This is a genomic window from Williamsia sp. SKLECPSW1, from assembly GCF_054332755.1.
Genome location: NZ_JBTGLI010000001.1, coordinates 3,346,994 through 3,369,597 on the forward strand (window position 1 = coordinate 3,346,994; position 22,604 = coordinate 3,369,597).

Genomic DNA, 22,604 nt, shown 5'->3' on the forward strand with positions numbered 1-22,604 from the left:
ACACACCCGTGCCGCTTCCCCTGTCCTGTCGGGGCCGGGCCCTACGGTGAGCCCATGCGGTTCCTGCACACCTCCGACTGGCATCTCGGCCGGACCTTCCACGGCGTCGATCTCCTCGACGATCAACGCCGTGCGCTGGCCGATCTCGCCGACGTCGTGGAGGCGGAATCGGTGGACGTGGTCATCGTGGCCGGGGACGTGTACGACCGTTCGGTCCCCTCGGCCGACGCGGTCGCGGTTTACGACGAGGCGCTGGTGGCCATCCGCGCCGCGGGCGCACAGATCGTCGTCACCTCCGGCAACCACGACTCGCCGACGCGTCTCGGGGTCGGCGCCGGGTTCTCCGAGGCGGGCGGCCTGCACCTGCGCACCACCTGCGCCGACATCGACCGCCCCGTCGTCCTCGCCGACGACGTGGGCGAGATCGCCGTCTACGGCATCCCGTATCTCGAACCCGACGCCGCCCGTGCGCATCTCGACGTCCCCGACGCCACGTGTCACCAGGACGTCCTCACGGCGGCGATGGACCGTGTCCGTGCGCACCTCGTCGCTCATCCTCGGCGCTCCGTCGTCGTCGCCCACGCCTTCGTCGTCGGGGGAGAGGCGACCGGGTCGGAGCGGTCGATCAGCGTCGGTGGCGTGGAGACCGTCGCGGCGCAGACGTTCTCCGGTGTCGACTACGTGGCCCTGGGGCATCTGCATGCCCCACAGGTGGTCTCGGACGCGGTGCGGTACAGCGGTTCGGTGCTGCCGTACTCGTTCGGCGAGCGGTCCCATCGCAAGGCCGTGTGGATCGTGGACGTCGGATCCGACGGACTCGTCGGAGTTCGCCGTCACGATCTGGACGTCGTGCGCGAGTTGGTCTCTCTGCGAGGCGATCTCGACGACCTGCTGTCCGACGGGACGCATGCGGTCCACGAGGACTCCTACGTGCGCGCGGAACTGACCGACCCTGTCCGCCCGGTCGACGCGATGCGGCGCCTGCGCGCTCGGTTCCCGCACACCGTCCACGTCGAATGGCTCCGCCCGGCCGCCGTCGACACCGGGGACTACCGCTCCCGTGTGCACGGTCGCGCCGACACCGACGTCGTGCGCTCGTTCCTCGCCGACGTCCGCACCGTGCCGACGTCGGCGGAGATGACCCTCGTCGGCGAGGCGTTGCGCGCGGTGGTCGGCGAACCCGCGGCGGAGGTGTCGGAGGTGCGCCGGGCACCGGTCGTCGAGGACCCCGCAGGGCCCGTCGCGGATGCGGCCGTGGTCGAGGAGGACGGTGCGTTCGCGCTGTTCGCCCTGCCTGCCGACGAGGACGTGTCGGCGTGAGACTGCACTCGGTGACCATGGAGGCGTTCGGACCGTTCGCCGACGAGGTCACCGTCGACTTCGACGCACTCGGCGGTGACGGGCTGTTCCTCCTGCACGGCCAGACCGGTGCCGGGAAGACCACAGTCCTCGACGCCGTCGCCTTCGCGCTGTTCGGACGTGTCCCGGGTGTGCGGCACGAGGGTCGTCGCCTGCACTCCGATCATGCCGACCCCGCGGCCGTCCCGCGCGTCGTGCTCGAGGCGACGCTCGCCGGCCGCCGTCTCCGGATCGACCGGTCGCCGGAGCATCAGCGCCCGAAGCGCCGCGGTGACGGCGTCCGCAGGATCCAGGCGCGCGGCACCCTGGTGTGGGTGGACGGGTCCGGACCCGATCTGACCCGCCTTCCCGAGATCGGCGAGGTGGTCACCCGACTGCTCGGCATGTCCGCGGATCAGTTCTTCCAGGTGGTGTTGTTGCCGCAGGGCGACTTCGCCCGTTTCCTCCGCGCGGAGAACGAGCAACGGGAGGCGTTGCTGGAGCGACTGTTCGACACCGAGCGGTTCGCGGGCGTGGAGGAGTGGCTGCGCGAGCGCGCCCGCACCGTCCGCGCGGAGGTCGACACCATGGCGCAGACGCTCGACCGGTTGGCCGGTCAGATCGCCGTGATCGCCGAGGTCGAGGCGCCGGCCGAACCCGACATCGCCTGGGCCACCGATGTTCTGGAGGCGGCGCGCGCAGACGCCGCGAGGGCGCGCGCCGAGACGGCGTCCGCGACCGCAGCGGCCGATCGTGCCCAGGTCCATCTCGACGAGTGCACCCGCCGCGACGGACTCCTCCGCCGCGCCGAGAGCGCGCGGGCCGAGATCGCCCGCCTCGACGCCGACGCCGATCTGGTCGACCGGACACGCGGGACGCTCGACGCCGCCAGGCGTGCGGCCGGTGTGCGGTCCGCTCTCGACGATGCCGACGACAGCGGCCGACGTCGTCGGGAGTCGTCGGGAGCCGTTCGCGCAGCCGCCGATTCCCTCGCGACGACGCCCGAGGGCGCCGTCTTGGTCGCCGCGGTCACCGACACACCCGGCGCCGACGCCGCCGCCGCGATCGACGCGGCCGTCGACGCCTGGTCGGCCGAGTCCGGTCGTCTCGAACCCCTGGCACGGCGCGCCGCGGGCCGGGCGGACATGGTGTCCGAGTTGTCGACCCTCGCCACCCGCTCGGCGCACTGCGCACGCCACATGGCCGCCATCGCGGCGGATCTCGAGGAGACGCCGTCTCGTCGCGCCGAGCTGGCCGCGCGTGTGTCGGCGGCGACCGCGGCCCGGGCCGCCCTCCCCGGTCTGCGGGCCGAGGAGTCGGTCGCGGCGGGACTGGTCGCCGACTGCACGCGACGTGACGCCCTGCGGGAACCGCTCGCGCAGGCGCGGCTCGAGGCCGAGAGGGCCCGTGTCGCCCATCTGGAGACCCGCGAGGCCCTGGTCACGGTCCGCGAGCGGCGCATCGCCGGCATGGCCGCCGAGCTGGCCGCCGCACTCGTGCCCGGTCGACCGTGTCCGGCATGTGGATCGGCAGAGCATCCCACCCCCGCCCACACCGACGCGCCGCCCGTCGGTGACGACGACGAGCGTCGGGCGACCGCTGCCGAGCAGGCAGCCGGGGACAGGGCGCGCCGCGCCGAGGTCGCGCTCTCCGAGATCACCGCCGACCACGACGCCCTTGCCGCTCGCCTCGGCGACCGCACCGCGTCCGACCTCGCCGCCGCGGTGACCGGGGCGCGGACGGCCGTCGGCGAGGCCGCGCGACTCGCAGAGGAACTCCCGGATCTCACCGCGGCGGTCGCCGCCGCGGACACCGCTGCCGAGCGGCTCACTGCCGAGCACGCCGCACTCCGGGAGGAGCAGTCGCGACGGGCCGAGCGTGCCGATGCCCTCCGCGTCGGCCTCGCCGAGCTGGATGCCGAGATCGACACGGCCCGAGGCGGTGCCGAGAGCATCGATGACCGTCGTGCGCACCTCGCCCGCCTCTGTCGCGCCGCGATCGACCTTCGCGATCGGATGGCGGAATCCCGCGCCGTCGAGGAGCGCGCCGTCGCCGCCGCCGAGCGCGCCGAGCGATCGGCCGTCGAAGCCGGATTCAGCGACACGGCAGCCGCGCGCGACGCCCTCGCCGACCCCGGGCAGATCGACGAGTGGGAATCGGTGCTCGAGCGGTTGGCTGCTCGACGATCGGCCGCACGGTCGGTGGTGGACGATCCCGACGTGATCGCCGCGTGTGCGGCCGGCCCGGTCGACCTCGGCGCCGCAGTCGCCGAGCGTGACGCCGCCCGCGGCGTCCGGGACGAGGCAAGGGGTCGTGCGGCGCTGACCGCACACCGCTCGTCGCAGTTGGAGGAGCTGTGCACGCAGTTCTGGGCCGCGGCCGACCACATCGCCCCTGCCCGTGCCCGTGCCGCGGAGGTGACCGGACTCGCGGAGGTCGTGTCGGGCCGCGGATCCAACAACCGGGCGATGTCGCTGCGGTCCTATGTGCTCGCGGCGCGACTCGAGGAGGTCGTCGTGGCAGCGTCATCGCGGCTTCGCGAGATGTCCTGCGGGAGATATGAGTTCGAGCACTCCGATGCCGCCGGAACACACGGGCGCCGCGGTGGGCTGGGCATCGCCGTGCGGGACGAGTACACCGGTGCGGTCCGACCCGCCGCGACCCTGTCCGGCGGCGAGACGTTCTTCGCGTCCCTCGCGCTGGCCCTCGGTCTCGCCGACGTGGTCTCGGCCGAGGCGGGTGGGCGCGTGCTCGACACGATGTTCATCGACGAGGGGTTCGGCAGCCTCGACCCGGAGACCCTGGAGCGGGTGATGGGTGTGCTCGACGACCTGCGGTCGGGTGGTCGGGTGGTCGGTCTCGTGAGCCACGTCGACGAGATGCGGAGCCGGATCCCGGTCCAGTTGCACGTCGTGCGCACCGAATCGGGGTCCCACGTCGAGCTGCTCGGCGTCGCCGGCTGACACCGCCACTCGGGCGACCACCGGCTTTGGGCGGCGTCGCGGCGGTGCGCTAGTCTTTGACCGCCCGATGAGCCCCCGTAGCTCAGGGGATAGAGCGTCTGCCTCCGGAGCAGAAGGCCGCAGGTTCGAATCCTGCCGGGGGCACCACACCGCACTAGCCTGGCGCCATGCGGATCGCGTTGTCGTTCTACGGCAGCCGGGGGGATGTCCAGCCCGGAGCCTGCCTCGGTCACGAACTGTCCCGGCGCGGTCACGACGTCACGCTTCTCGTCCCGCCGAACTACGTCGACTTCGTCGCCGGTATGGGTCTGCGCGCCGTCGGCGTCGGTGCGGACAGCGAATCCTATTGGGAGTCCGAACGTGGTCGCGCGACCCTGGCGACCCGCAACCCGGCCACCAAGCTGCGCCTCGCGCGGGAGCAGGTCCGGGAGGGGTTCGCGCGCTTCGACGCCGGACTGTCGGATGCGGTGGCGACGCTCGCCGACGAGGCGGCGCTGGACCTGATCGTCAGCGGACCGCTCGGCCAGGACAGGTGCCTCGCTCTCGCCGAGCACCACGACGCCACCCTCTCGACGATGCGTTTCTGCGCGATGTCGGAGAACGGCGTCATGGGCGTCGTCCCCACCGCGAGGCCGCTGCCGGCGGTGATGAACCGCGCCGGATGGCGCCTCGTCGACCGGATGACCGGGCTGGCCACCCGGGGGGCGGAGAACCGCTTCCGCGCCAGACTCGGGCTACCGCCGGTGTCGAGCCCCCTGCCCGTCCGCCTCGCCGAGCGCAGGGTCGTGCAGGTGCAGGCCTACGACGCCGCGTTGTTCCCCGGCCTCGCCGAGGAGTGGGGTCCGTCGCGACCGCTCGTCGGCTTCCTCGACCTGCCCGAGGACGTCCGGGAGGGCGTCGGCGACCGTGTGGACCCGGCGCTCGACCGGTGGCTCACCGCCGGTCCGGCGCCGGTGTTCGTGTCGTTCGGCAACGCCCCGATCCGCGATGCGGCTCGGCTACGCGCCGCCGTCGTCGCGGCCACCGAGGCGCGTGGCCTGCGAGCACTCGTCGTCGGACTCGCCGACGGCGAGGGTCCGGACCCCGACGACGGCCACGTCTTCCACGCACGTCGCGTCGACCATGCGACCGTGCTGCCGCGATGCGTCGCCGCCGTGCACCACGGCGGGGCGGGGACGACCGCAGCGACACTGCGGGCCGGGCTGCCGATCCTGGTGTGTGCCGCGGGAGCCGACCAGGCCTACTGGGGCGCGCGGATTCGCGCGCTGGGACTCGGGACGTCGACGCGCCTGGGTCGACTGGACGCCGAGGGGCTGGAGGACGGACTCGCCGTGGTGCTCGACCCGGCCGTCCGAGCACGGGTGAGCAGGCTGCGGGATCGGTTGGTCACACCGTCGGCCGCTGTCACGTCGGCGGCCGACGCAACGGAAACGGCGCCCACCGCCGTGAAGCGGTGAGCGCCGTCGCCGGTGGGCGTGGAGCTGATCAGCCCTTCACGCAGGTGAACTGCATGACGTCGATCATGTCCTTGCGGAACGCCGCAGCGCAGCCGCTCAGGTACTTGACGTAGGTGTTGTAGTTCGCGCGGCCGCACAGGGCGATGGCCTCGTCGCGGTGCTCGCCGAGGTTCTTGCTCCACGCGTCCAGGGTGCGGGCGTAGTGCAGCTGCAGCGGCTGGATGCGCTCGATCTCGAAGCCCACCTTGGTGGCGCCGTCGGTGACCTGCTTGGGCAGCGGGAGCTGCCCGCCGGGGAAGATCTCGGTCGCGATGAACCGCAGGAACGCGAAGTCGTCCTTGCCGATCTTGTTGCCGGTCTCGTGGTGGTGCGACAGGCCGTACGCGACGATCGTGTGCAGCAGCATCCGGCCGTCGTCCGGGAGCGTGTTGTACGCGAAGTCGAAGAACTGGTCGTAGCGCTCGAAGCGGAAGTGCTCGAACGCGCCGATCGACACGATGCGGTCGACCTTGCCCTCGAACTCCTCCCAGCCCTGCAGGCGGACCTCACCGGACAGGCCGGTCTCGGCCGCCTTCTTCTCGACGAGTCCCTTGACGTGGGCGTGCTGGTTCTCGCTGAGGGTCAGGCCGATGACGTTGACGCCGTAGTTCTCCATGGCGCGCAGGGCGGTCGCGCCCCAGCCGCAGCCGATGTCGAGCAGCGTCATGCCGGGCTCGAGGTTGAGCTTGCCCAGCGACAGGTCGATCTTGGCCAGCTGCGCCTGGTTGAGGCTGTAGTCCTCCTCCTTGAAGTACGCGCAGCTGTAGGTGCGCGACTCGTCGAGGAAGAGGGCGAAGAAGTCGTCGTTGAGGTCGTAGTGCGCCTGGACGTCCTCGAAGAACGGGGTCTCGGTGGTCAAGATGAACCTTTCTGGTGTGTGCACCCACCGGCGCTCCGGCGGCATGACGGTCGTGTGGTGGACTCCTCGGCCGCGACCGTCCCCCGACGAGTCGCCCCCCGATGGGTGCCGAGCCGGGACGCGGCGCCGACTGCTGCGATCAGCGCAGCTGCACCGTGGCTGTCGCCCGGCCGAATATCCGCTTGCCGCGGAAACTGGCACCGAGCGCGATGGTAGCCGTTCGTGAGGCCGCATCGAGCTCTTTGACGCGACCAGTGTATTCGACCTGGGCGGGCTCGTCGTCGGCGACGTAGGCGATCCCGGTGAACCGGACACGGTAGTCGCGGATCGCGGCGGGATCACCGAGCCACCCGGAGAGGAACGAACCGCCGATGCCCATGGTGAGCATGCCGTGGGCGGCGACCGTCTCGAGGCCGACGACCGACACCACCCGCTCGCTCCAGTGGATCGGGTTGTAGTCGGCGGAGATCCCGGCGTAGTTGACGAGGTCGCCGCGTCGCAGCGTCACCGTCCGGCTCGGCAGTTCGTCTCCGACCGCCACGTCGTCGAACGAGGGGACCGACGGGGAGACCGGGACGTCCCACGGGGCGATCGGCGGTGTCGGCACGCCGTCGACCTCTGTCCAGGTCCGTGTGGCGGGCGGGGTGAAGTCGCCCATCATCACGTCGGCCAGTGCGGCGGCGAGGGCCGGTTCGGCGTGGGCACCGCGTCGGCCGGCGGCCGTCGTCACCAGCGACTGCACGACCTCGCCGTCGTCGTTGATCAGGAGGCCCTCGACGATGATCGTGTCGCCACCGGCCTTCTGGCGGATCGGACGCAGACCCATCGTCAGACCCAGCCGGTCACCGGCGTGCATCGGACGGTGCTGGGTGAAGACCTGGTCGGTCTGCACGAACGCGCTCGTGTCGTACTCGAGGAGCACCTCGTCGAGCAGCCAGTTCAACCCACTGCCGGCGAGGCGGGCGGTGAACGTCACGGGCGCCATCAGCGCCGGATGCCCCAGGTCCGCCGCGGCGGCCTCATCCCAGTGGACGGGGTTGGCGTCCTTCATGGAACGGGCGAACTCGCGGATCTCCTCGCGGCCGATCTCGTAGGGGTCGTCCGGCGCGTAGTACTGCGTCCAGTCCCGCTCGGCGGAACTCACGTCCTCGGGCTTCACGGCGCTCATGGTTGCACACGCTCAGCACCCGATGTGACCACCGGGCCGACGATCGGTGACGGTTCCTAGTTCATCGGCAGCGGCGTCTGACCACGCTCGGCGAGCATCTGCGTCATGGTGTCGGCCTCGGTCGACTGCACGTTGTTCATCTGCTGCGCGAGGTCGCGCACGTAGTCCTGCGACACGTGCTCTGGGTCGACCGCGTACTCCATCATGTGCCGGCCGCCCTGGTGGTGGCGGAGCATCAGCTGCAGGAAGTAGGTGTCCAGAGCAGACCCCGTCGACGATCGGAGGCGGCGCAGCTCGGGCTCGGTGGCCATGCCCGGCATGATCGGCGTGGTCACGCCGTCGCCCGCGGTCATCGACACCCCCATGCCCATCGCGTTGTCACCGGTCATCCACGACATCGCCGGTTGCATCGACGTCAGAGGACGCCCCCAGCGCTGCAGCCACGATTGCATCTGACCGATCTGGTTCGACTGCGACGTCAGGATGTCGAACGCCAACGACCGGACCTGCTCGTCGGTGCCGCGATCCATCTCGATCGCGGCCATCGACACCGCCTGCGCGTGGTGCTCGGACATGTCCTGGGCGAAGCCGACCGCCGCGGAGTCCGATGCGGGAGCGGCCGCGTCGTCGGACGGGACGGTCCGGCCCACCAGCAGGCCCACGCCGAACCCGACGAGCAGCAGGGCGACCACACCCAGCCCGATCAGTGCGGGCACCTGGCGTCGCCATCCCGGGCGCGGGTCGGACGCGGGGGCCGGCTCGGTCTGCGGGTTCCCGGTGCTGTCCACCGGATCAGCCCGCAGGTGCGGGCGCGACGCCCGGCTCGTCCGTCGCCTGCTGCGTCCCGGCCCCGTTCATCGGGACGGCGTTCGCGGGTACCGGACCCACGTCGGCGGCGGGCGGGTTGTTCGGGTCGAACGACCCGGGGATCGCCGCGCACGACGCGCCCACCTCGGGGAACGAGGTCTGCCGAGGCTGCCCGGGATAGACGTTCGTCTGCGCGTTCAGCCGCAGCGCGGTGATGAACTGGTCGATCCGGGGGTCGCTCGCCGAGGACACCTTGAGCTGGTGGCCCCAGGACTGCAGCGAGATCGGCTCGTCGAGGCCCGGATACGGGGACATGAGCATGAACTGCCTGCCGGAGACCTTGCGTTCCAGCGTCGCCGTGTCGGCGGCCGAGACGGTCTGCGGGTTGTAGGCGATCCACACCGCACCGTGTTCGAGCGAGTGCACGGCGTTCTCGGTGCGCAGGGGGTTCGGGTAGACCACCCCCGTGCAGGTCGCCCAGACGGCGTCGTGGGGACCGCCGAACGGTGGCGACCGGTCGTATGCGACGCGCTGGGCGGGGGAGACGTGCTGACCGGCGGGGTAGAACTGCTTGACCACGCCCGGGATGGCGTCCGACGGGTCGGGGTTCGACGCCGACGGGACGAACTTCTGTGCCTCCTCCCGGACCGTGTACTTGGGGACGAGGTAGGCGGCGATCCCGCCGGCGACGGCGATCACCACGACGACCGCGGCGAGAGTCGCCCACGGGATCGAGCGACGGCGACCGGCGGCCGTCGCCGGGATGGTGCCCGGTCGGCTCTTCTTCTTCGGCGGCTTCGTCGAGCCCTTCGGAGCCCCGGGTGGCGTACCCGCACCCGTCGTCGAGGCCGTCTCGTCCGGCTTCGCGGCGTCGTGCGGGCTGCTCATGCTGGCCATCGGTGGATTCGTCCTCCATCGGTGTGTTGCTCGGGGAGCAGCCCATCGTACGGACGCGTTCTGAGGTGACCCTGAGCAGTCGGCCACCACCGCAGTCGACGACCGGCCGCCCACCTGCGGATCAGGGCACGACGTGCGGATGTGGTCGTCGCGGGTCGGGCCCATAGGATGGTGTCCCGTGACTCCCACGGAACTCCCCGACGTGCTGCGCGACGCGACGACCGCCGTGTTGACGCGACGCGGACTGGACACCTCCGTGGTGCCGGAGACGGTGGTCGTCGAGCGGCCCCGCAACCCCGACCACGGCGACTACGCCACGAACATCGCGCTGCAGATCGCGAAGAAGGTCGCGACCCCGCCGCGGGATCTCGCGCAGTGGCTCGCCGACGAACTCGCCGGGGTCGACGGCATCGCGACCGCCGAGATCGCCGGGCCCGGCTTCCTCAACCTCCGCCTGGCCGCCGCCAGTCAGAACGTCGTGGTCTCCGACGTGCTGTCTGCGGGCGTCGCGTACGGGCGCGGCACGACGCTGTCCGGTACGGCCATCAACCTGGAGTTCGTCTCGGCCAACCCGACCGGGCCGATCCATCTCGGGGGTACGCGGTGGGCGGCCGTCGGCGACGCGTTGGGCCGGGTACTCGCCGCCCAGGGTGCAGCCGTGACCCGGGAGTACTACTTCAACGACCACGGGACGCAGATCGACCGGTTCGCGCGGTCGCTCCTCGCCGCGGCGCGGGGTGAACCCGCGCCCGAGGACGGCTACGCAGGCGCCTACATCGGCGAGATCGCCGAGCACGTGCGTCGCGAACGGCCCGACGTCCTCGACCTCCCCGACGACGAGCGGCTCGAGACGTTCCGCGCGGTGGGCGTGGACGCCATGTTCGACCAGATCAAGTCCAGCCTGGCCGATTTCGGCACCCGGTTCGACGTGTACACGCACGAGAACTCGATGTTCACCACCGGCGCGGTCGACGAGTGCATCGCCGAGCTGAAGGCCAACGGCAACCTCTACGAGAACGACGGCGCGTGGTGGTTGCGGTCCACCGACTTCGGCGACGACAAGGATCGCGTCGTGATCAAGCGGGACGGCGAGGCCGCCTACATCGCCGGCGACATCGCCTACTTCCGGGACAAGCGCAAGCGCGGCGCGGACCTGTGCATCTACATGCTCGGGGCCGATCACCACGGATACATCAAGCGGCTCAAGGCCGCCGCCGCCGCACTCGGGGACGACCCGGCCACGCTCGAGGTGCTCATCGGTCAGATGGTCAACCTCGTCCGCGACGGGAAGCCGGTGCGGATGAGCAAGCGGGCGGGCACCGTCATCACCCTCGACGACCTCGTCGACGCGGTGGGTGTCGACGCCGCGCGCTACTCGTTGATCCGGTCGTCGGTCGACGTGAACCTCGACATCGACCTCGACCTGCTCGCGACCGCCTCGAACGAGAACCCCGTCTACTACGTGCAGTACGCGCACGCGCGCCTGTCGGCGATCGCCCGCAACGCGGCCGAGCTCGGCATCGGTGCCGCCGCCGATGCGCTCGATCTGCTGACCGAGCCGGCCGAGGGCGACCTCATCCGCACTCTCGGCGACTTCCCGGCCGTCGTGGAGACCGCCTCGACTCTGCGTGAGCCGCACCGGATCTGCCGGTACCTCGAGGCGCTGGCGGGGACCTACCACCGCTTCTACGACCGCTGCCGCATCCTGCCGCAGGGCGACGAGGAGCCGACCGCCCTGCACGGCGCGCGACTGGCGCTGTGCGACGCCACGCGACAGGTCGTCGCCAACGGCCTCGACCTCGTGGGCGTCAGTGCGCCGGAGCGGATGTGATGGCCCACCCCGCCGGTCCGCGCCACGCGGAGGGACAGACGTCGCGCGGTGACGCCGACGGACGTGCGGCCACCGTCGCGGAGATGGGTGAGCTGCCCGACCACGTGTGGCCCCGCAACGCACGTCGCGACGCCGACGGCACCGTGACCCTCGCCGGGCGCAGCGTGCACGACCTCGCGGCCGACCACGGGACGCCGCTGTTCGTCGTCGACGAGGACGACTTCCGCTCACGCTGCGCGGACATGCTCGCCGCGTTCGGGGCCACCGGACGGGTGCACTACGCGTCGAAGGCGTTCCTGTGCACCGAGATCGCGCGGTGGGTCGACCAGGAGGGGCTGAGCCTCGACGTCTGTTCGGGCGGCGAGCTGGCACTGGCGCTGCGGGCCGGGTTCCCGGCGCAGCGGATCGCGTTGCACGGCAACAACAAGTCGACCGAGGAGCTGGAGGCGGCGGTCGCCGCCGGGGTCGGCCACGTCGTCGTGGACTCCGCCGTGGAGATCGCGCGCCTCGATGCCGCCGCCGGCGCGGCCGGTGTCGTGCAGGACGTCCTCGTCCGCGTCACCGTGGGTGTGGAGGCCCACACCCACGAGTTCATCTCCACCGCGCACGAGGACCAGAAGTTCGGGTTCTCGCTGGGCGAGGGCGTGGCGATGGAGGCGGTGCGGACCGTGTTCGCCGCCGACAACCTGCGACTGGTGGGGTTGCACAGCCACATCGGGTCGCAGATCTTCGATCTCGACGGCTTCGAACTGGCCGCCCATCGCGTCCTGGGGTTGCTGCGCGACGTGATCGAGGAGTTCGGCGTCGACAAGACCGCCCAGCTCTCGGTGCTCGATCTCGGTGGGGGACTGGGTATCTCGTACGTGTCCGGTGACGACCCGCCACCGGTGGGTCAGGTCGCGGCGACACTGGCCGACATCGTCACCCGCCAATCCGAACAACTCGGTCTGCCGCGGCCGATCCTCGCGGTCGAGCCCGGTCGGGCGATCGCCGGCCCGGGCACGGTCACGCTCTACCGTGTGGGGACGGTCAAGGACGTCGCGATCGGCAGCGGCCGGCACCGCCGCTACGTCTCGGTCGACGGCGGGATGAGCGACAACATCCGCACCGCGCTCTACGGCGCGGAGTACGACGTCCGACTGGTGTCGCGCGCGAGCGAGGCGACCGCGACCCGCAGCCGGGTGGTCGGCAAGCACTGCGAGAGCGGTGACATCGTGGTGAAGGACTGCTGGCTTCCCGACGACGTCGCACCCGGCGACCTGCTCGCCGTCGCGGCGACCGGCGCCTACTGCTACGTGATGTCCAGCCGATACAACATGGCGGCCCGCCCGGCCGTCGTCGCCGTCCGTGACGGCGCGTCGCGCACACTTCTGCGACGCGAGACGCTCGCGGATCTCATGAGCCTGGAGGTGGATCAATGACCGACGACGCACGCCGGACGATCGGTGTGGCGGTGCTCGGGATGGGCAACGTCGGCGCCGAGGTCGTCCGCATCCTGCAGCAGAGCGCCTCCGACCTCGAGGCCCGCGTCGGCGCCGCACTCGAGATCCGCGGGGTGGCCGTGCGCGATCTCGGCAAGGCGCGGTCCTGGTGCTCGCCGTCGCTGCTCACCGACGACGCCGCCTCGCTGGTCGTCCGGGACGACGTCGACGTCGTCGTCGAGCTGATCGGCGGGATCGACCTGCCGCGCACCCTGATCGGCACCGCGCTCGAGCACGGCAAGTCGGTGGTGACCGCCAACAAGGCGCTGTTGGCCGACTACACCGGCGAACTCGCGACGATCGCAGCGCAGGCGCGTGTGGACCTGTACTTCGAGGCCTCGGTCGCCGGTGCCATCCCGGTGATCCGCCCGCTCATGCAGTCGCTGGCCGGGGACACCGTCCAGCGTGTCGCGGGGATCGTCAACGGCACGACGAACTTCATCCTGTCGGCGATGGCCGAGAACGGCGACGACTACGCCTCCACGCTGGCCGAGGCCGGCCGGCTCGGGTACGCCGAGGCCGACCCCACCGCGGACGTCGAGGGGTACGACGCGGCCGCCAAGGCCGCGATCCTCGCCTCCATCGCCTTCCACAGCCGCGTCACCGCCGGTGACGTGTACCGGGAGGGGATCTCGACGATCACGACCGACGACCACGAGTCGGCCGCGACGCTCGGGTGCACCATCAAGCTGCTGTCGATCTGCGAGCGGATCGACGACTCGATGGGCCGCCAGCGGATCTCGGCCCGCGTCTACCCGGCGCTGGTGCCCAACTCCCACCCACTCGCCTCGGTCAACGGTGCGTTCAACGCGGTCGTGGTGGAGGCCGAGAACGCCGGACGACTGATGTTCTACGGCCAGGGCGCCGGCGGTTCGCCGACCGCGTCGGCGGTGATGGGTGACCTCGTCATGGCCGCACGGAACAAGGTGCACGGCGGTCGTGGCCCGCTGGAGTCGACGTATGCGTCCCTGCCGATCGCGCCGATGGGGGATGTGAACACCCGGTACTACGTGTCGATGAAGGTCGCCGACCGTCCCGGGGTGTTGTCCACCGTCGCGGGGGAGTTCTCCAAGCGCCGCGTCAGCATCGCCACCGTGCGCCAGGAGGGTGCCGGCGACGACGCCCGCCTCATCGTGGTGACCCACCGTGCTCCGGACTCCGCGCTGGCAGAGACCGTGGACGCGCTCAACGGCCTCGACTCCGTGCTCTCGGTGTCGAGTGTGCTCCGCCTGGAGGGAACCGATGTCTGACAACAGCTTCCGAGCGCAGGAGGCCCACGGGGTGCACACCCGGTGGCCGGGTCTGATCGAGGCCTATCGGGACCGTCTCCCCGTCGACGCCGACACCCGCGTGGTGACACTGCTGGAGGGCGGCACGCCGCTCATCTCGGCGCCGCACCTGTCGGAGATCACCGGCTGCGAGGTGTACCTCAAGGTCGAGGGCGCGAATCCGACCGGGTCGTTCAAGGACCGCGGGATGACGATGGCCGTGAGCATGGCCGTCACCCACGGCAAGAAGGCCGTGCTGTGTGCGTCCACCGGCAACACCTCGGCATCGGCCGCCGCCTACGCCACCCGCGCGGGGATCACCTGCGCGGTCCTGATCCCGACCGGCAAGATCGCGATGGGCAAGCTCGCCCAGGCCGTCATGCACGGCGCGACGATCATCCAGGTCAAGGGGAACTTCGACGACTGTCTCGAACTCGCCCGCAAGGCGACGGCGGAGTTCTCCGAGATCGAACTGGTGAACTCGGTGAACCCCGCCCGCATCGAGGGGCAGAAGACCGCCGCGTTCGAGATCGTCGACGTGCTGGGTCGCGCGCCGGACGTGCACGCGCTGCCGGTCGGCAACGCGGGCAACATCACGGCGTACTGGAAGGGCTACGCGGAGTATCACGCCGACGGCGTCGCGTCGTCGCGGCCCCGCATGCTCGGCGTCCAGGCCGCCGGCGCGGCGCCGCTGGTCAGCGGTCACCCGGTGAAGAACCCGGAGACCGTCGCGACCGCGATCCGCATCGGCTCACCGGCCAGCTGGACCCAGGCCGTCGCCGCCAAGGACGAGTCGGGCGGGGTGTTCCGCGCGGCCACCGACGAGAAGCTCCTGGAGGCCTACCGGCTCGTAGCGGGCCGGGAGGGTGTGTTCGTCGAACCCGCCTCGGCGGCGAGCGTCGCGGGTCTGCTCGCCGCGCGCGAGGAGGGCTGGGTGTCGGCGGGGGAGACCGTCGTCTGCACCGTCACCGGCAACGGCCTCAAGGATCCCGACACCGCCCTCGCAGGCATGCCGGAGGTGAAGGCGATCGACGTCGACCCGCTGGCGGTCGCCCGTGCCCTCGAGGTCGGCTGACATGTCGCCGACGCGCCTCGTCCGCCGCGGACGGCCCTGATGTTCCCGGCTCTGCCCGACGGTGTCGTCACCGACGTACGGGTCGCGGCGTCGTCGGCGAACCTGGGCTCGGGGTTCGACTCCCTGGGCATCGCGCTCGACATCTACGACGACCTGCGGGTGCGGGTGACGCCGACCGGTGTGCGGGTCGCGGTCGACGGTGAGGGCGCCGGGGCGGTGCCCCTCGACGACACCCATCTCGTCGTCCGCGCGCTGCTGCGCGGCCTCGAGGCCGGCGGCGTGCAGGCCCCCGGTCTCGACATCGTCTGCCGCAACGCGATCCCCCACTCGCGCGGGCTGGGCTCGTCGGCCGCAGCCGTGGTGTCGGGACTCGCCGCCGCGTCGGGGCTGATGACGAAAAGCGGAGTGCGGCAGGGCTTCTCGCCCGATCAACTGATCCAGTTGGCTGCGGAGTTCGAGGGCCACCCGGACAACGCCGCCGCCAGCGTGCTGGGATCGGCGATCGTCTCGTGGACCGAGGAGGTCGACGGCGCGCCGTCGTACCACGCACGGCCCCTGCCGGTGCACCCGTCGATCGTGGTGACCGCGTTCGTCCCGCAGCACGAGTCGTCGACGGTCCTCACCCGGGGACTCCTGCCCGACGCGGTGCCGCGCCTCGACGCCGTGCACAACCTCAGCCGCAGCGCCCTGGCCGTCGTCGCGCTGACGACCGATCCCTCGTGCCTGCTGCCGGCGACCGCCGATCGTCTGCACCAGCACTACCGGGCGCCGGTCCTGCCCGACACCACCGGGATCGTCACCGAACTGCGTGCGCGGGGGGTCGCGGCCTTCGTCTCGGGGGCCGGGCCGTCGGTCCTCGCGTTGCACGACCGGCCGATCCCCGACGAGTGCGTGGCCCTGGCGGCCGACGTCGGCTTCGACGCGCGCGTGCTCCGTGTGGCGGGGCCCGTCTCCATCACCTGAGCGACGCGCCGACGACGGGGGTGTTGCCGCAGGACCTCCGGGTGGATACGATGTGGGCGTCTCGCAGCGGACGTCTGTTCGTCCGGTCGCGCTCACCTCTCTCCCGAGATCCCGACCCCGTCGGTACCGAGCGCGATGTCGGCCGCAGATCGTGCGGGTTGCACACGGGACACCACCGCCCCGGCGTGGCCCGTCCACGACGTCCGCACACAACCCACGTGTGCGCCCGCTGCCTGACGGCGCGCCGACCCGGTGCGGACCACACGACTTCCGGCCACGTCGATCTGACGGGTGGGGACAACCGCCGACATCGTTGGCGGGGATCGCGAACCTCCACGGTTCTTCTCACGGTGGGGGAATGAAAGGACATCCGTGACCGATACGGACCTCATCTCTTCTCCGGCCCCTGCGGCCGCCTCCGAGGGCGCCGCCGACACGACCGCCCGCAGCGGCCGTTCCCGCGGGACCGGACTCAACGCCATGGTGCTCACCGAGCTGCGTCAACTCGCCGGTGAGCTGGGCATCCGCGGTACCTCGGGTATGCGCAAGGGTGACCTGGTGGCCGCCATCGCGGCGCGCCAGTCGACGGGCTCCTCGGCCGGGCAGGCGAACGGCAGGAACGGCGCCCCGTCCGCGTCCGCCGAGACGACTCCGCCCGCCTCGACGCCGGACGCACCGGCATCGGACGCCCCGGGCGCGGACACCTCGACGGGGTCGGCCCCGCGGAGCCGACCCGCCACCGCGGGCCGCGCGACCGATGCCGATCGATCGGCGAGCGACCGGTCCACGACGACGCCCGACGAGGACACCGCCGAGGGGGAGGGGCGCCGCGAGCGGCGTCCCGCACGGGACCAGGACTCGTCCTCTGACGACACCCGGGACGGCGACCAGGGTGAACGACCCGCCCGCACCCGCGAGCGCGGGCAGCGCAACCGTGACCAGAACCGTGGCGGCGACCAGGGTGGTGAGGGCAACCGCGGCAACCGCGGGGACAACAACCGCGGTGGCGACAACCAGGGTGGCGACAACCGGGGTGGCGACGGCAACCGCGGCAACCGCGGCGGCGACAACCGTGGTGGCGACAACCGTGGCGGCGACCAGGGCGGTGACGGCAACCGTGGCAACCGCGGTGGCGACAACCGCAATGACAACCGGGGCGGTGACCACCGCACTGACAACCGGGGCGGCGACAACCGTGGGGACGGCAACGGCCCCCGGGGCAACAACAACCGTCAGGACGACGACGGCGAGGGCGGCGGACGCGGTCGGCGCGGTCGCCGGTTCCGCGAGCGCCGCCGCGGGCGTGATCGCGACGGCGGCGGCAACGACGTCGAACCGCAGGTCAACGAGGACGACGTCCTGCAGCCGGTCGCCGGCATCCTCGACGTGCTGGACAACTACGCGTTCGTCCGCACCTCGGGATACCTCGCGGGTCCCAACGACGTCTACGTCTCCATGAACCTCGTCCGCAAGAACGGGCTGCGCCGCGGTGACGCCATCACCGGCGCCGTGAAGCTCCCGCGGGACGGTGAACAGAACAACCAGCGTCAGAAGTTCAACCCGCTGGTCCGCCTCGACACGATCAACGGCGGCGATGTGGAGACCGCGCGCAAGCGCCCCGAGTTCGGCAAGCTCACGCCCCTCTACCCGAACGAGCGTCTGCGGCTGGAGACCACGCCCGAGCGGCTGTCCACGCGCGTGATCGACCTGATCATGCCCATCGGCAAGGGCCAGCGGGCGCTGATCGTCTCCCCGCCCAAGGCGGGCAAGACGACGGTGATCCAGGACATCGCGAACGCGATCTCCATCAACAACCCCGAGTGCCACCTCATGGTCGTCCTCGTCGACGAACGTCCCGAAGAGGTCACCGACATGACCCGATCGGTGAAGGGCGAGGTCATCGCCTCGACGTTCGACCGTCCGCCGTCCGACCACACCTCGGTCGCCGAGTTGGCGATCGAGCGCGCCAAGCGCGTCGTGGAGTCGGGCAAGGACGTCGTCGTCCTGTTGGACTCGATCACCCGCCTGGGACGTGCCTACAACAACGCGTCCCCGGCGTCCGGTCGCATCCTGTCCGGCGGTGTCGACTCGACTGCGCTGTACCCGCCGAAGCGGTTCCTGGGCGCTGCGCGCAACATCGAGAACGGCGGCTCGCTGACGATCATCGCCTCGGCGCTGGTCGAGACCGGTTCGACCGGTGACACGGTGATCTACGAGGAGTTCAAGGGCACCGGCAACGCCGAGCTGCACCTCTCGCGCAAGATCTCCGAGCGCCGCGTCTTCCCCGCGGTCGACGTGAACGCGTCGAGTACGCGCAAGGACGAACTGATGATGTCGGCGGACGAGTTCGCGATCGTCCACAAGCTCCGCCGCCTGCTGGCCGGGCTCGACGCGCAGGCGTCGATCGACCTGCTCATCTCGCAGCTGCGGAAGACGAAGACGAACATCGAGTTCCTCATGCAGGTGCAGAAGAACGCCCCGGGGCAGCTCTCCGAGGAGTGACCCTCAGGCGTCGGGCACGGCTGTCGCCGGCAGGGGAGCGGTGTCCGGTGGCGGCGGGTCGTCCACGTCGAACACGCCACTGCTCGCGCACGTGCCCGTCGGCTCCGGCGACGCCGTCGCAGTCGGGTCCTCCGGGTAGACACCCTTCTGGGTGTTGAGCCGGGTGGCCGTGATGAACCGGTCGATCCGGTCGTCGTCGGCACGATCGAGCATGAGTCGGTGCCCCCACGACTGCAGGGACACCGGCCGCTCGAGACCGGGGTACGGCGACATCAGCATGTGGTCGATCCCGGTGACGCGGCGGGCCAGCGCCGCGACCGACCGTGCGTCCAGTGACGGCGAGTACGTCACCCAGACGGCTCCGTGTTCGAGGGAGTGCACGGCGTTCTCCACCCGCAAGGGTTGTGGATAGACGACACCCGTACACGTCGCCCACACTGCGTCGTGCCTGCCCCCGATCGGTGGGGAGAACCGGTACGCCACGCGCTTGCCCGGCCCGACATGGCCGCCGCGGTAGAACGCACGGACGACGCCGGGGATGCGCATCGCCGGGTCGGGGTCGGACGCGGACGGGACGTCGGTTCGTGGCACGGTGTCGTCGCCCCGCGTGAGCGAGACGGCCGTCACCCCCGCCGCGAGCAGGGCCACGACCGCCACTGTCACCACGATCACCGGTCGGCGACGCATCGACCACCTCCCTCGATCCGCTCACGACCGGGTCGATCGCCTGCGGGAACCGCCCATGGTAGGTACGCCGCACGCCGGGGAATGCACAGACCTCGAGCGTGGTTGAGGAGTCTGCCCGGGTGAGCAGGGCCGGATCGGAGACCGATTGGGTCTCTGACCTGGCCTCTGGCATACTCGGCAAGGTTGTGCACCACCTCGGTGCGCATCATCACCGTCCGGTTCCGGTTCACACCGTGATGTCCCCTGCGGGGGCAGCGGTGACCCGGCGGCCACGAAAGGGACACCAGATGAAGCAGGGCATCCACCCGCAGTACGTCGACACCACAGTGGTGTGCGGCTGCGGCAACACATTCCAGACGCGGAGCACGCGGGAGACCGGCCAGATCACGGTCGAGGTCTGCTCGCAGTGCCACCCGTTCTACACGGGCAAGCAGAAGATCCTCGACACCGGTGGTCGCGTCGCGCGCTTCGAGAAGCGCTACGGCAAGCGCACCCCGAAGGGCGCCGACGCCCAGTAGCACGCTCACGCCACGCCCGTCCCGCGCACAGCGCAGGGCGGGCGTGGTGTGTGTCTGCACCCGTCCCGCCGATGGCGCGGCGAGAGATCGAGACCCCGAGGAGGCCGCGTGAGCACGACGGAACCGTCCGCCGTCGACGACGTCCTCGCCGAGTACGCCGGCCTCGAGTCGCAGATGTCCGATCCGTCCCTGCACGACGACCCCGCCGCCGCCCGTCGGGTGGGCAAGCGGTTCGCCGAACTGGCGCAGGTCAAGTCCGTGCACGACCGGTTGGTCGCGGCACGGGAGGACCTGGTCGCCGCGCGGGAGCTCGCCGCCGACGACCCGTCGTTCGCCGAGGAGGTGACCGCGCTCGAGACCGCCGTCGCCGAACTCGACGCGACCCTGGCCGACCTCCTCGCCCCCCGCGATCCGCATGACGGCGACGACGTCGTGCTCGAGATCAAATCCGGTGAGGGAGGGGAGGAGTCGGCGCTGTTCGCGTCCGACCTCGCCCGCATGTACCTCCGCTACTGCGAGCGGAGGGGCTGGGCGGCAACACTTCTCGGCGTCACCGAATCCGACCTCGGTGGTTTCAAGGACGCCACGCTGTCCATCAAGGCGCGCGGGGGGTCCACCGACGGCGTGTGGGGGCGCATGAAGTTCGAGGGCGGGGTGCACCGCGTCCAGCGCGTGCCCGTCACCGAGTCGCAGGGGCGTATCCACACCTCGGCGGCCGGCGTGCTCGCCTACCCCGAGCCCGACGAGGTGGAGGCGGTCGCGATCGACGAGTCCGACCTGCGCATCGACGTCTACCGGAGCTCCGGCAAGGGTGGGCAGGGGGTCAACACCACCGACTCCGCGGTGCGTATCACCCACCTGCCGACCGGGATCGTCGTCACCTGCCAGAACGAACGGTCGCAGTTGCAGAACAAGGCCCGCGCGATGCAGGTCCTCGCCGCCCGACTCCAGGCCCTCGCCGAGGACGAGGCGCAGGAGCAGGCTGCGCAGGGCCGCGCCGCGCAGATCCGAACCGTCGACCGCTCCGAACGCATCCGGACCTACAACTTCCCGGAGAACCGGATCACCGACCACCGCATCGGGTTCAAGGCCCACAACCTCGACGCGGTCCTCGACGGCGATCTCGACGCACTGCTCGACGCGCTGGTGACGGCCGATCGTCAGGCGCGGCTGCAGGCCTGATGGGGATCCGCGTCCGAGATGTGATCGACTGGGCCACAGGGCGACTCGGCACGGCCGGGGTCGACGGGTCGCGCGTCGAGGCCGAGTTGCTAGTCGCCCACGTCCTGGGCGTCGACCGCGGGCGGCTCGTCGTGGTGGACAGCATGACCGACGACCAGCACCGCGCGGTCGAGACGCTCGTCGAGCGACGCGCGACGCGCGAACCCCTGCAACACGTCCTCGGCACAGCGCCGTTCGGGCCCCTGGAACTCGCAGTCGGCCCCGGGGTGTTCATCCCCCGACCGGAGACCGAACTCCTCCTCGACTGGGCTGTGCGGGCATGCGCGGACGCCGGCACGTCCCCCCACGTCGTCGACCTCTGCAGCGGGAGCGGCGCGCTGGCGCTCGGTGTCGCCACGCTCACCGACGCCACCGTCGTCGCCGTCGAGAAGGATCCGGCGGCGCTGAGGTGGTTGCAGCGCAACGTCTCCGACGCCCCCGAGGCGTGTCGTCGGCGGATCGGGGTCCGGCAGGGGGACGCGACCACGCTCGACTGGCGCTCGCCGGGCGATCCCGGCGTCGATGTCGTGGTCGCCAACCCGCCGTATGTGCCGACCACCACGGAGGTCCCGCCGGAGGTCGCCGAGCACGACCCCGCGATCGCCGTCTTCGGCGGTGCCGACGGGATGGCGGTGATGACACCGATGCTCGCCGTGATCGCCGCGACGCTGGTCCCCGGCGGCCGGTTCGCCGTCGAGCACGACGACAGCACCGCGGCACGGGTGGTCGACGCCGTGGAGTCGACCGGCGCCTTCGACGATGTCCGATCGCACCGCGACCTCGCGGGGCGCCCGCGCTTCGTGACCGCGCGCCGACGGTCGGTCGCGGCGGACGGCGTGGGAAGATGACGACGTGAGCACGGTGTTCGATTGCAGCCAGGTCGACTCGCGCGCCGCCGGCATCCGCGCCGCGGTCGGCGCCGTCAAGTCCGGACGTCTCGTCGTCCTCCCCACCGACACGCTCTACGGGCTGGGGTGCGACGCCTTCGACTCCGATGCCGTCGCCTCTCTGCTGGCGACCAAGAACCGGGGACGTGACATGCCCGTCCCGGTGCTCGTCGGGTCGTGGGACACGATCGACGGGCTGGTCCTGTCGGTGTCCCCGCGGATGCGCGAGCTGGTGCGGGCCTTCTGGCCGGGCGGGCTGAGCATCGTCGTCGAGCAGGCCCCGTCGCTGGCGTGGGACCTCGGCGACGCCGGTGGGACGGTCATGGTCCGCATGCCGTTGCACCCCGTGGCGATAGAACTGCTCCGTGAGGTCGGGCCGATGGCGGTCTCCAGTGCGAACCGGTCGGGGAACCCGCCTGCCGCCACCTCGGACGACGCGCGGTCGCAGCTCGGCGACGACGTCGCGGTCTATCTCGACGGCGGACCCGCCGATCACGCCACCCCGTCGACGATCGTCGACCTGTCCGGCCCGCGCCCGGCGATCCTGCGGTCCGGTGCGATCCCGCCGGAACAGATCGCCGAGGTCCTGGGCGTCGACACCGCGGAACTGCTCGACTGACCCGGACATCCGTGCGTCTCGCGG

The 22,604-nt window shown here is 71.3% G+C and carries 18 protein-coding genes and 1 tRNA gene; 14 read left to right on the top strand and 5 right to left on the bottom strand.

All coding sequences use genetic code 11. The annotated features are described in order from the left end of the window. Window positions 1-54 precede the first annotated feature (54 nt). The 4 genes from ACXVUM_RS15720 to ACXVUM_RS15735 all read left to right on the top strand — a co-directional run bounded on the left by ACXVUM_RS15720 (window position 55) and on the right by ACXVUM_RS15735 (window position 5,758). A complete protein-coding gene (locus ACXVUM_RS15720; protein ID WP_458522702.1) occupies window positions 55-1,320 on the top strand; it encodes an exonuclease SbcCD subunit D in 1,266 nt (421 codons plus the stop codon). Further along, complete coding sequence (locus tag ACXVUM_RS15725) at window positions 1,317-4,301, top strand: AAA family ATPase (protein WP_458522703.1); 2,985 nt, start codon at window positions 1,317-1,319, stop codon at window positions 4,299-4,301. The genes ACXVUM_RS15720 and ACXVUM_RS15725 overlap by 4 nt, the downstream gene beginning before the upstream one ends. A 71-nt stretch (window positions 4,302-4,372) precedes the next feature. Further along, window positions 4,373-4,448, top strand: a tRNA-Arg gene (locus ACXVUM_RS15730). A 20-nt stretch (window positions 4,449-4,468) separates the two neighbouring features. After that, the gene (locus ACXVUM_RS15735; protein ID WP_458522704.1) at window positions 4,469-5,758 is read left to right on the top strand and encodes a glycosyltransferase; all 1,290 of its coding nucleotides are present in this window, start codon (window positions 4,469-4,471) and stop codon (window positions 5,756-5,758) included. A gap of 28 nt (window positions 5,759-5,786) precedes the next feature. Here the strand turns inward: ACXVUM_RS15735 and ACXVUM_RS15740 are convergent, their stop codons facing one another. The 4 genes from ACXVUM_RS15740 to ACXVUM_RS15755 form a co-directional block, all read right to left on the bottom strand. Beyond that, window positions 5,787-6,656 carry a cyclopropane mycolic acid synthase family methyltransferase gene (locus ACXVUM_RS15740; RefSeq protein WP_458522705.1) on the bottom strand — a complete coding sequence of 290 codons (870 nt, stop codon included), beginning with the start codon at window positions 6,654-6,656 and terminating at the stop codon, window positions 5,787-5,789. Window positions 6,657-6,795: 139 nt separating this feature from the next. After that, window positions 6,796-7,824, bottom strand: coding sequence for a fused (3R)-hydroxyacyl-ACP dehydratase subunits HadA/HadB (locus ACXVUM_RS15745; protein WP_458522706.1), 1,029 nt, complete (start codon window positions 7,822-7,824; stop codon window positions 6,796-6,798). A 56-nt stretch (window positions 7,825-7,880) separates the two neighbouring features. Beyond that, window positions 7,881-8,612 (bottom strand): DUF305 domain-containing protein, encoded by a 732-nt coding sequence (locus ACXVUM_RS15750; protein WP_458522707.1) that lies wholly within the window; start codon window positions 8,610-8,612, stop codon window positions 7,881-7,883. Window positions 8,613-8,616: 4 nt separating this feature from the next. After that, window positions 8,617-9,519: a DUF3105 domain-containing protein gene (locus tag ACXVUM_RS15755; RefSeq protein WP_458522708.1), complete on the bottom strand. Its 903-nt coding sequence runs from the start codon at window positions 9,517-9,519 to the stop codon at window positions 8,617-8,619. 148 nt (window positions 9,520-9,667) lie between these two features. Here ACXVUM_RS15755 and argS point away from each other — a divergent pair, with 148 nt between their 5' ends. The 6 genes from argS (at window position 9,668) to rho (ending at window position 18,648) form a co-directional block, all read left to right on the top strand. After that, entirely contained in the window at window positions 9,668-11,359 is a 1,692-nt protein-coding gene (gene argS / locus ACXVUM_RS15760) for an arginine--tRNA ligase (protein WP_458522709.1), read from the top strand. Further along, complete coding sequence (gene lysA, locus ACXVUM_RS15765; protein ID WP_458522710.1) at window positions 11,356-12,780, top strand: diaminopimelate decarboxylase; 1,425 nt, start codon at window positions 11,356-11,358, stop codon at window positions 12,778-12,780. The genes argS and lysA overlap by 4 nt, the downstream gene beginning before the upstream one ends. Continuing rightward, entirely contained in the window at window positions 12,777-14,090 is a 1,314-nt protein-coding gene (locus ACXVUM_RS15770) for a homoserine dehydrogenase (protein ID WP_458522711.1), read from the top strand. The genes lysA and ACXVUM_RS15770 overlap by 4 nt, the downstream gene beginning before the upstream one ends. Beyond that, window positions 14,083-15,183 (top strand): threonine synthase, encoded by a 1,101-nt coding sequence (gene thrC, locus ACXVUM_RS15775; protein WP_458522712.1) that lies wholly within the window; start codon window positions 14,083-14,085, stop codon window positions 15,181-15,183. Before ACXVUM_RS15770 ends, thrC begins: the two co-directional genes overlap by 8 nt. Before the next feature lie 39 nt (window positions 15,184-15,222). Beyond that, complete coding sequence (gene thrB, locus ACXVUM_RS15780; protein ID WP_458522713.1) at window positions 15,223-16,146, top strand: homoserine kinase; 924 nt, start codon at window positions 15,223-15,225, stop codon at window positions 16,144-16,146. Window positions 16,147-16,518: 372 nt separating this feature from the next. Next, window positions 16,519-18,648 (top strand): transcription termination factor Rho, encoded by a 2,130-nt coding sequence (gene rho / locus ACXVUM_RS15785; protein ID WP_458522714.1) that lies wholly within the window; start codon window positions 16,519-16,521, stop codon window positions 18,646-18,648. A gap of 3 nt (window positions 18,649-18,651) precedes the next feature. Here the strand turns inward: rho and ACXVUM_RS15790 are convergent, their stop codons facing one another. After that, a complete protein-coding gene (locus ACXVUM_RS15790) occupies window positions 18,652-19,335 on the bottom strand; it encodes a DUF3105 domain-containing protein (RefSeq protein WP_458522715.1) in 684 nt (227 codons plus the stop codon). Window positions 19,336-19,622: 287 nt separating this feature from the next. Between ACXVUM_RS15790 and rpmE the strand changes: the two genes are divergently transcribed. The 4 genes from rpmE (at window position 19,623) to ACXVUM_RS15810 (ending at window position 22,580) form a co-directional block, all read left to right on the top strand. After that, complete coding sequence (gene rpmE / locus ACXVUM_RS15795) at window positions 19,623-19,853, top strand: 50S ribosomal protein L31 (RefSeq protein ID WP_458522716.1); 231 nt, start codon at window positions 19,623-19,625, stop codon at window positions 19,851-19,853. A 108-nt stretch (window positions 19,854-19,961) separates the two neighbouring features. Then, the gene (prfA, locus tag ACXVUM_RS15800) at window positions 19,962-21,035 is read left to right on the top strand and encodes a peptide chain release factor 1 (protein ID WP_458522717.1); all 1,074 of its coding nucleotides are present in this window, start codon (window positions 19,962-19,964) and stop codon (window positions 21,033-21,035) included. Further along, entirely contained in the window at window positions 21,035-21,922 is an 888-nt protein-coding gene (gene prmC / locus ACXVUM_RS15805) for a peptide chain release factor N(5)-glutamine methyltransferase (RefSeq protein ID WP_458522718.1), read from the top strand. The genes prfA and prmC overlap by 1 nt, the downstream gene beginning before the upstream one ends. Before the next feature lie 4 nt (window positions 21,923-21,926). After that, complete coding sequence (locus ACXVUM_RS15810; protein ID WP_458522719.1) at window positions 21,927-22,580, top strand: L-threonylcarbamoyladenylate synthase; 654 nt, start codon at window positions 21,927-21,929, stop codon at window positions 22,578-22,580. Window positions 22,581-22,604 lie beyond the last annotated feature (24 nt).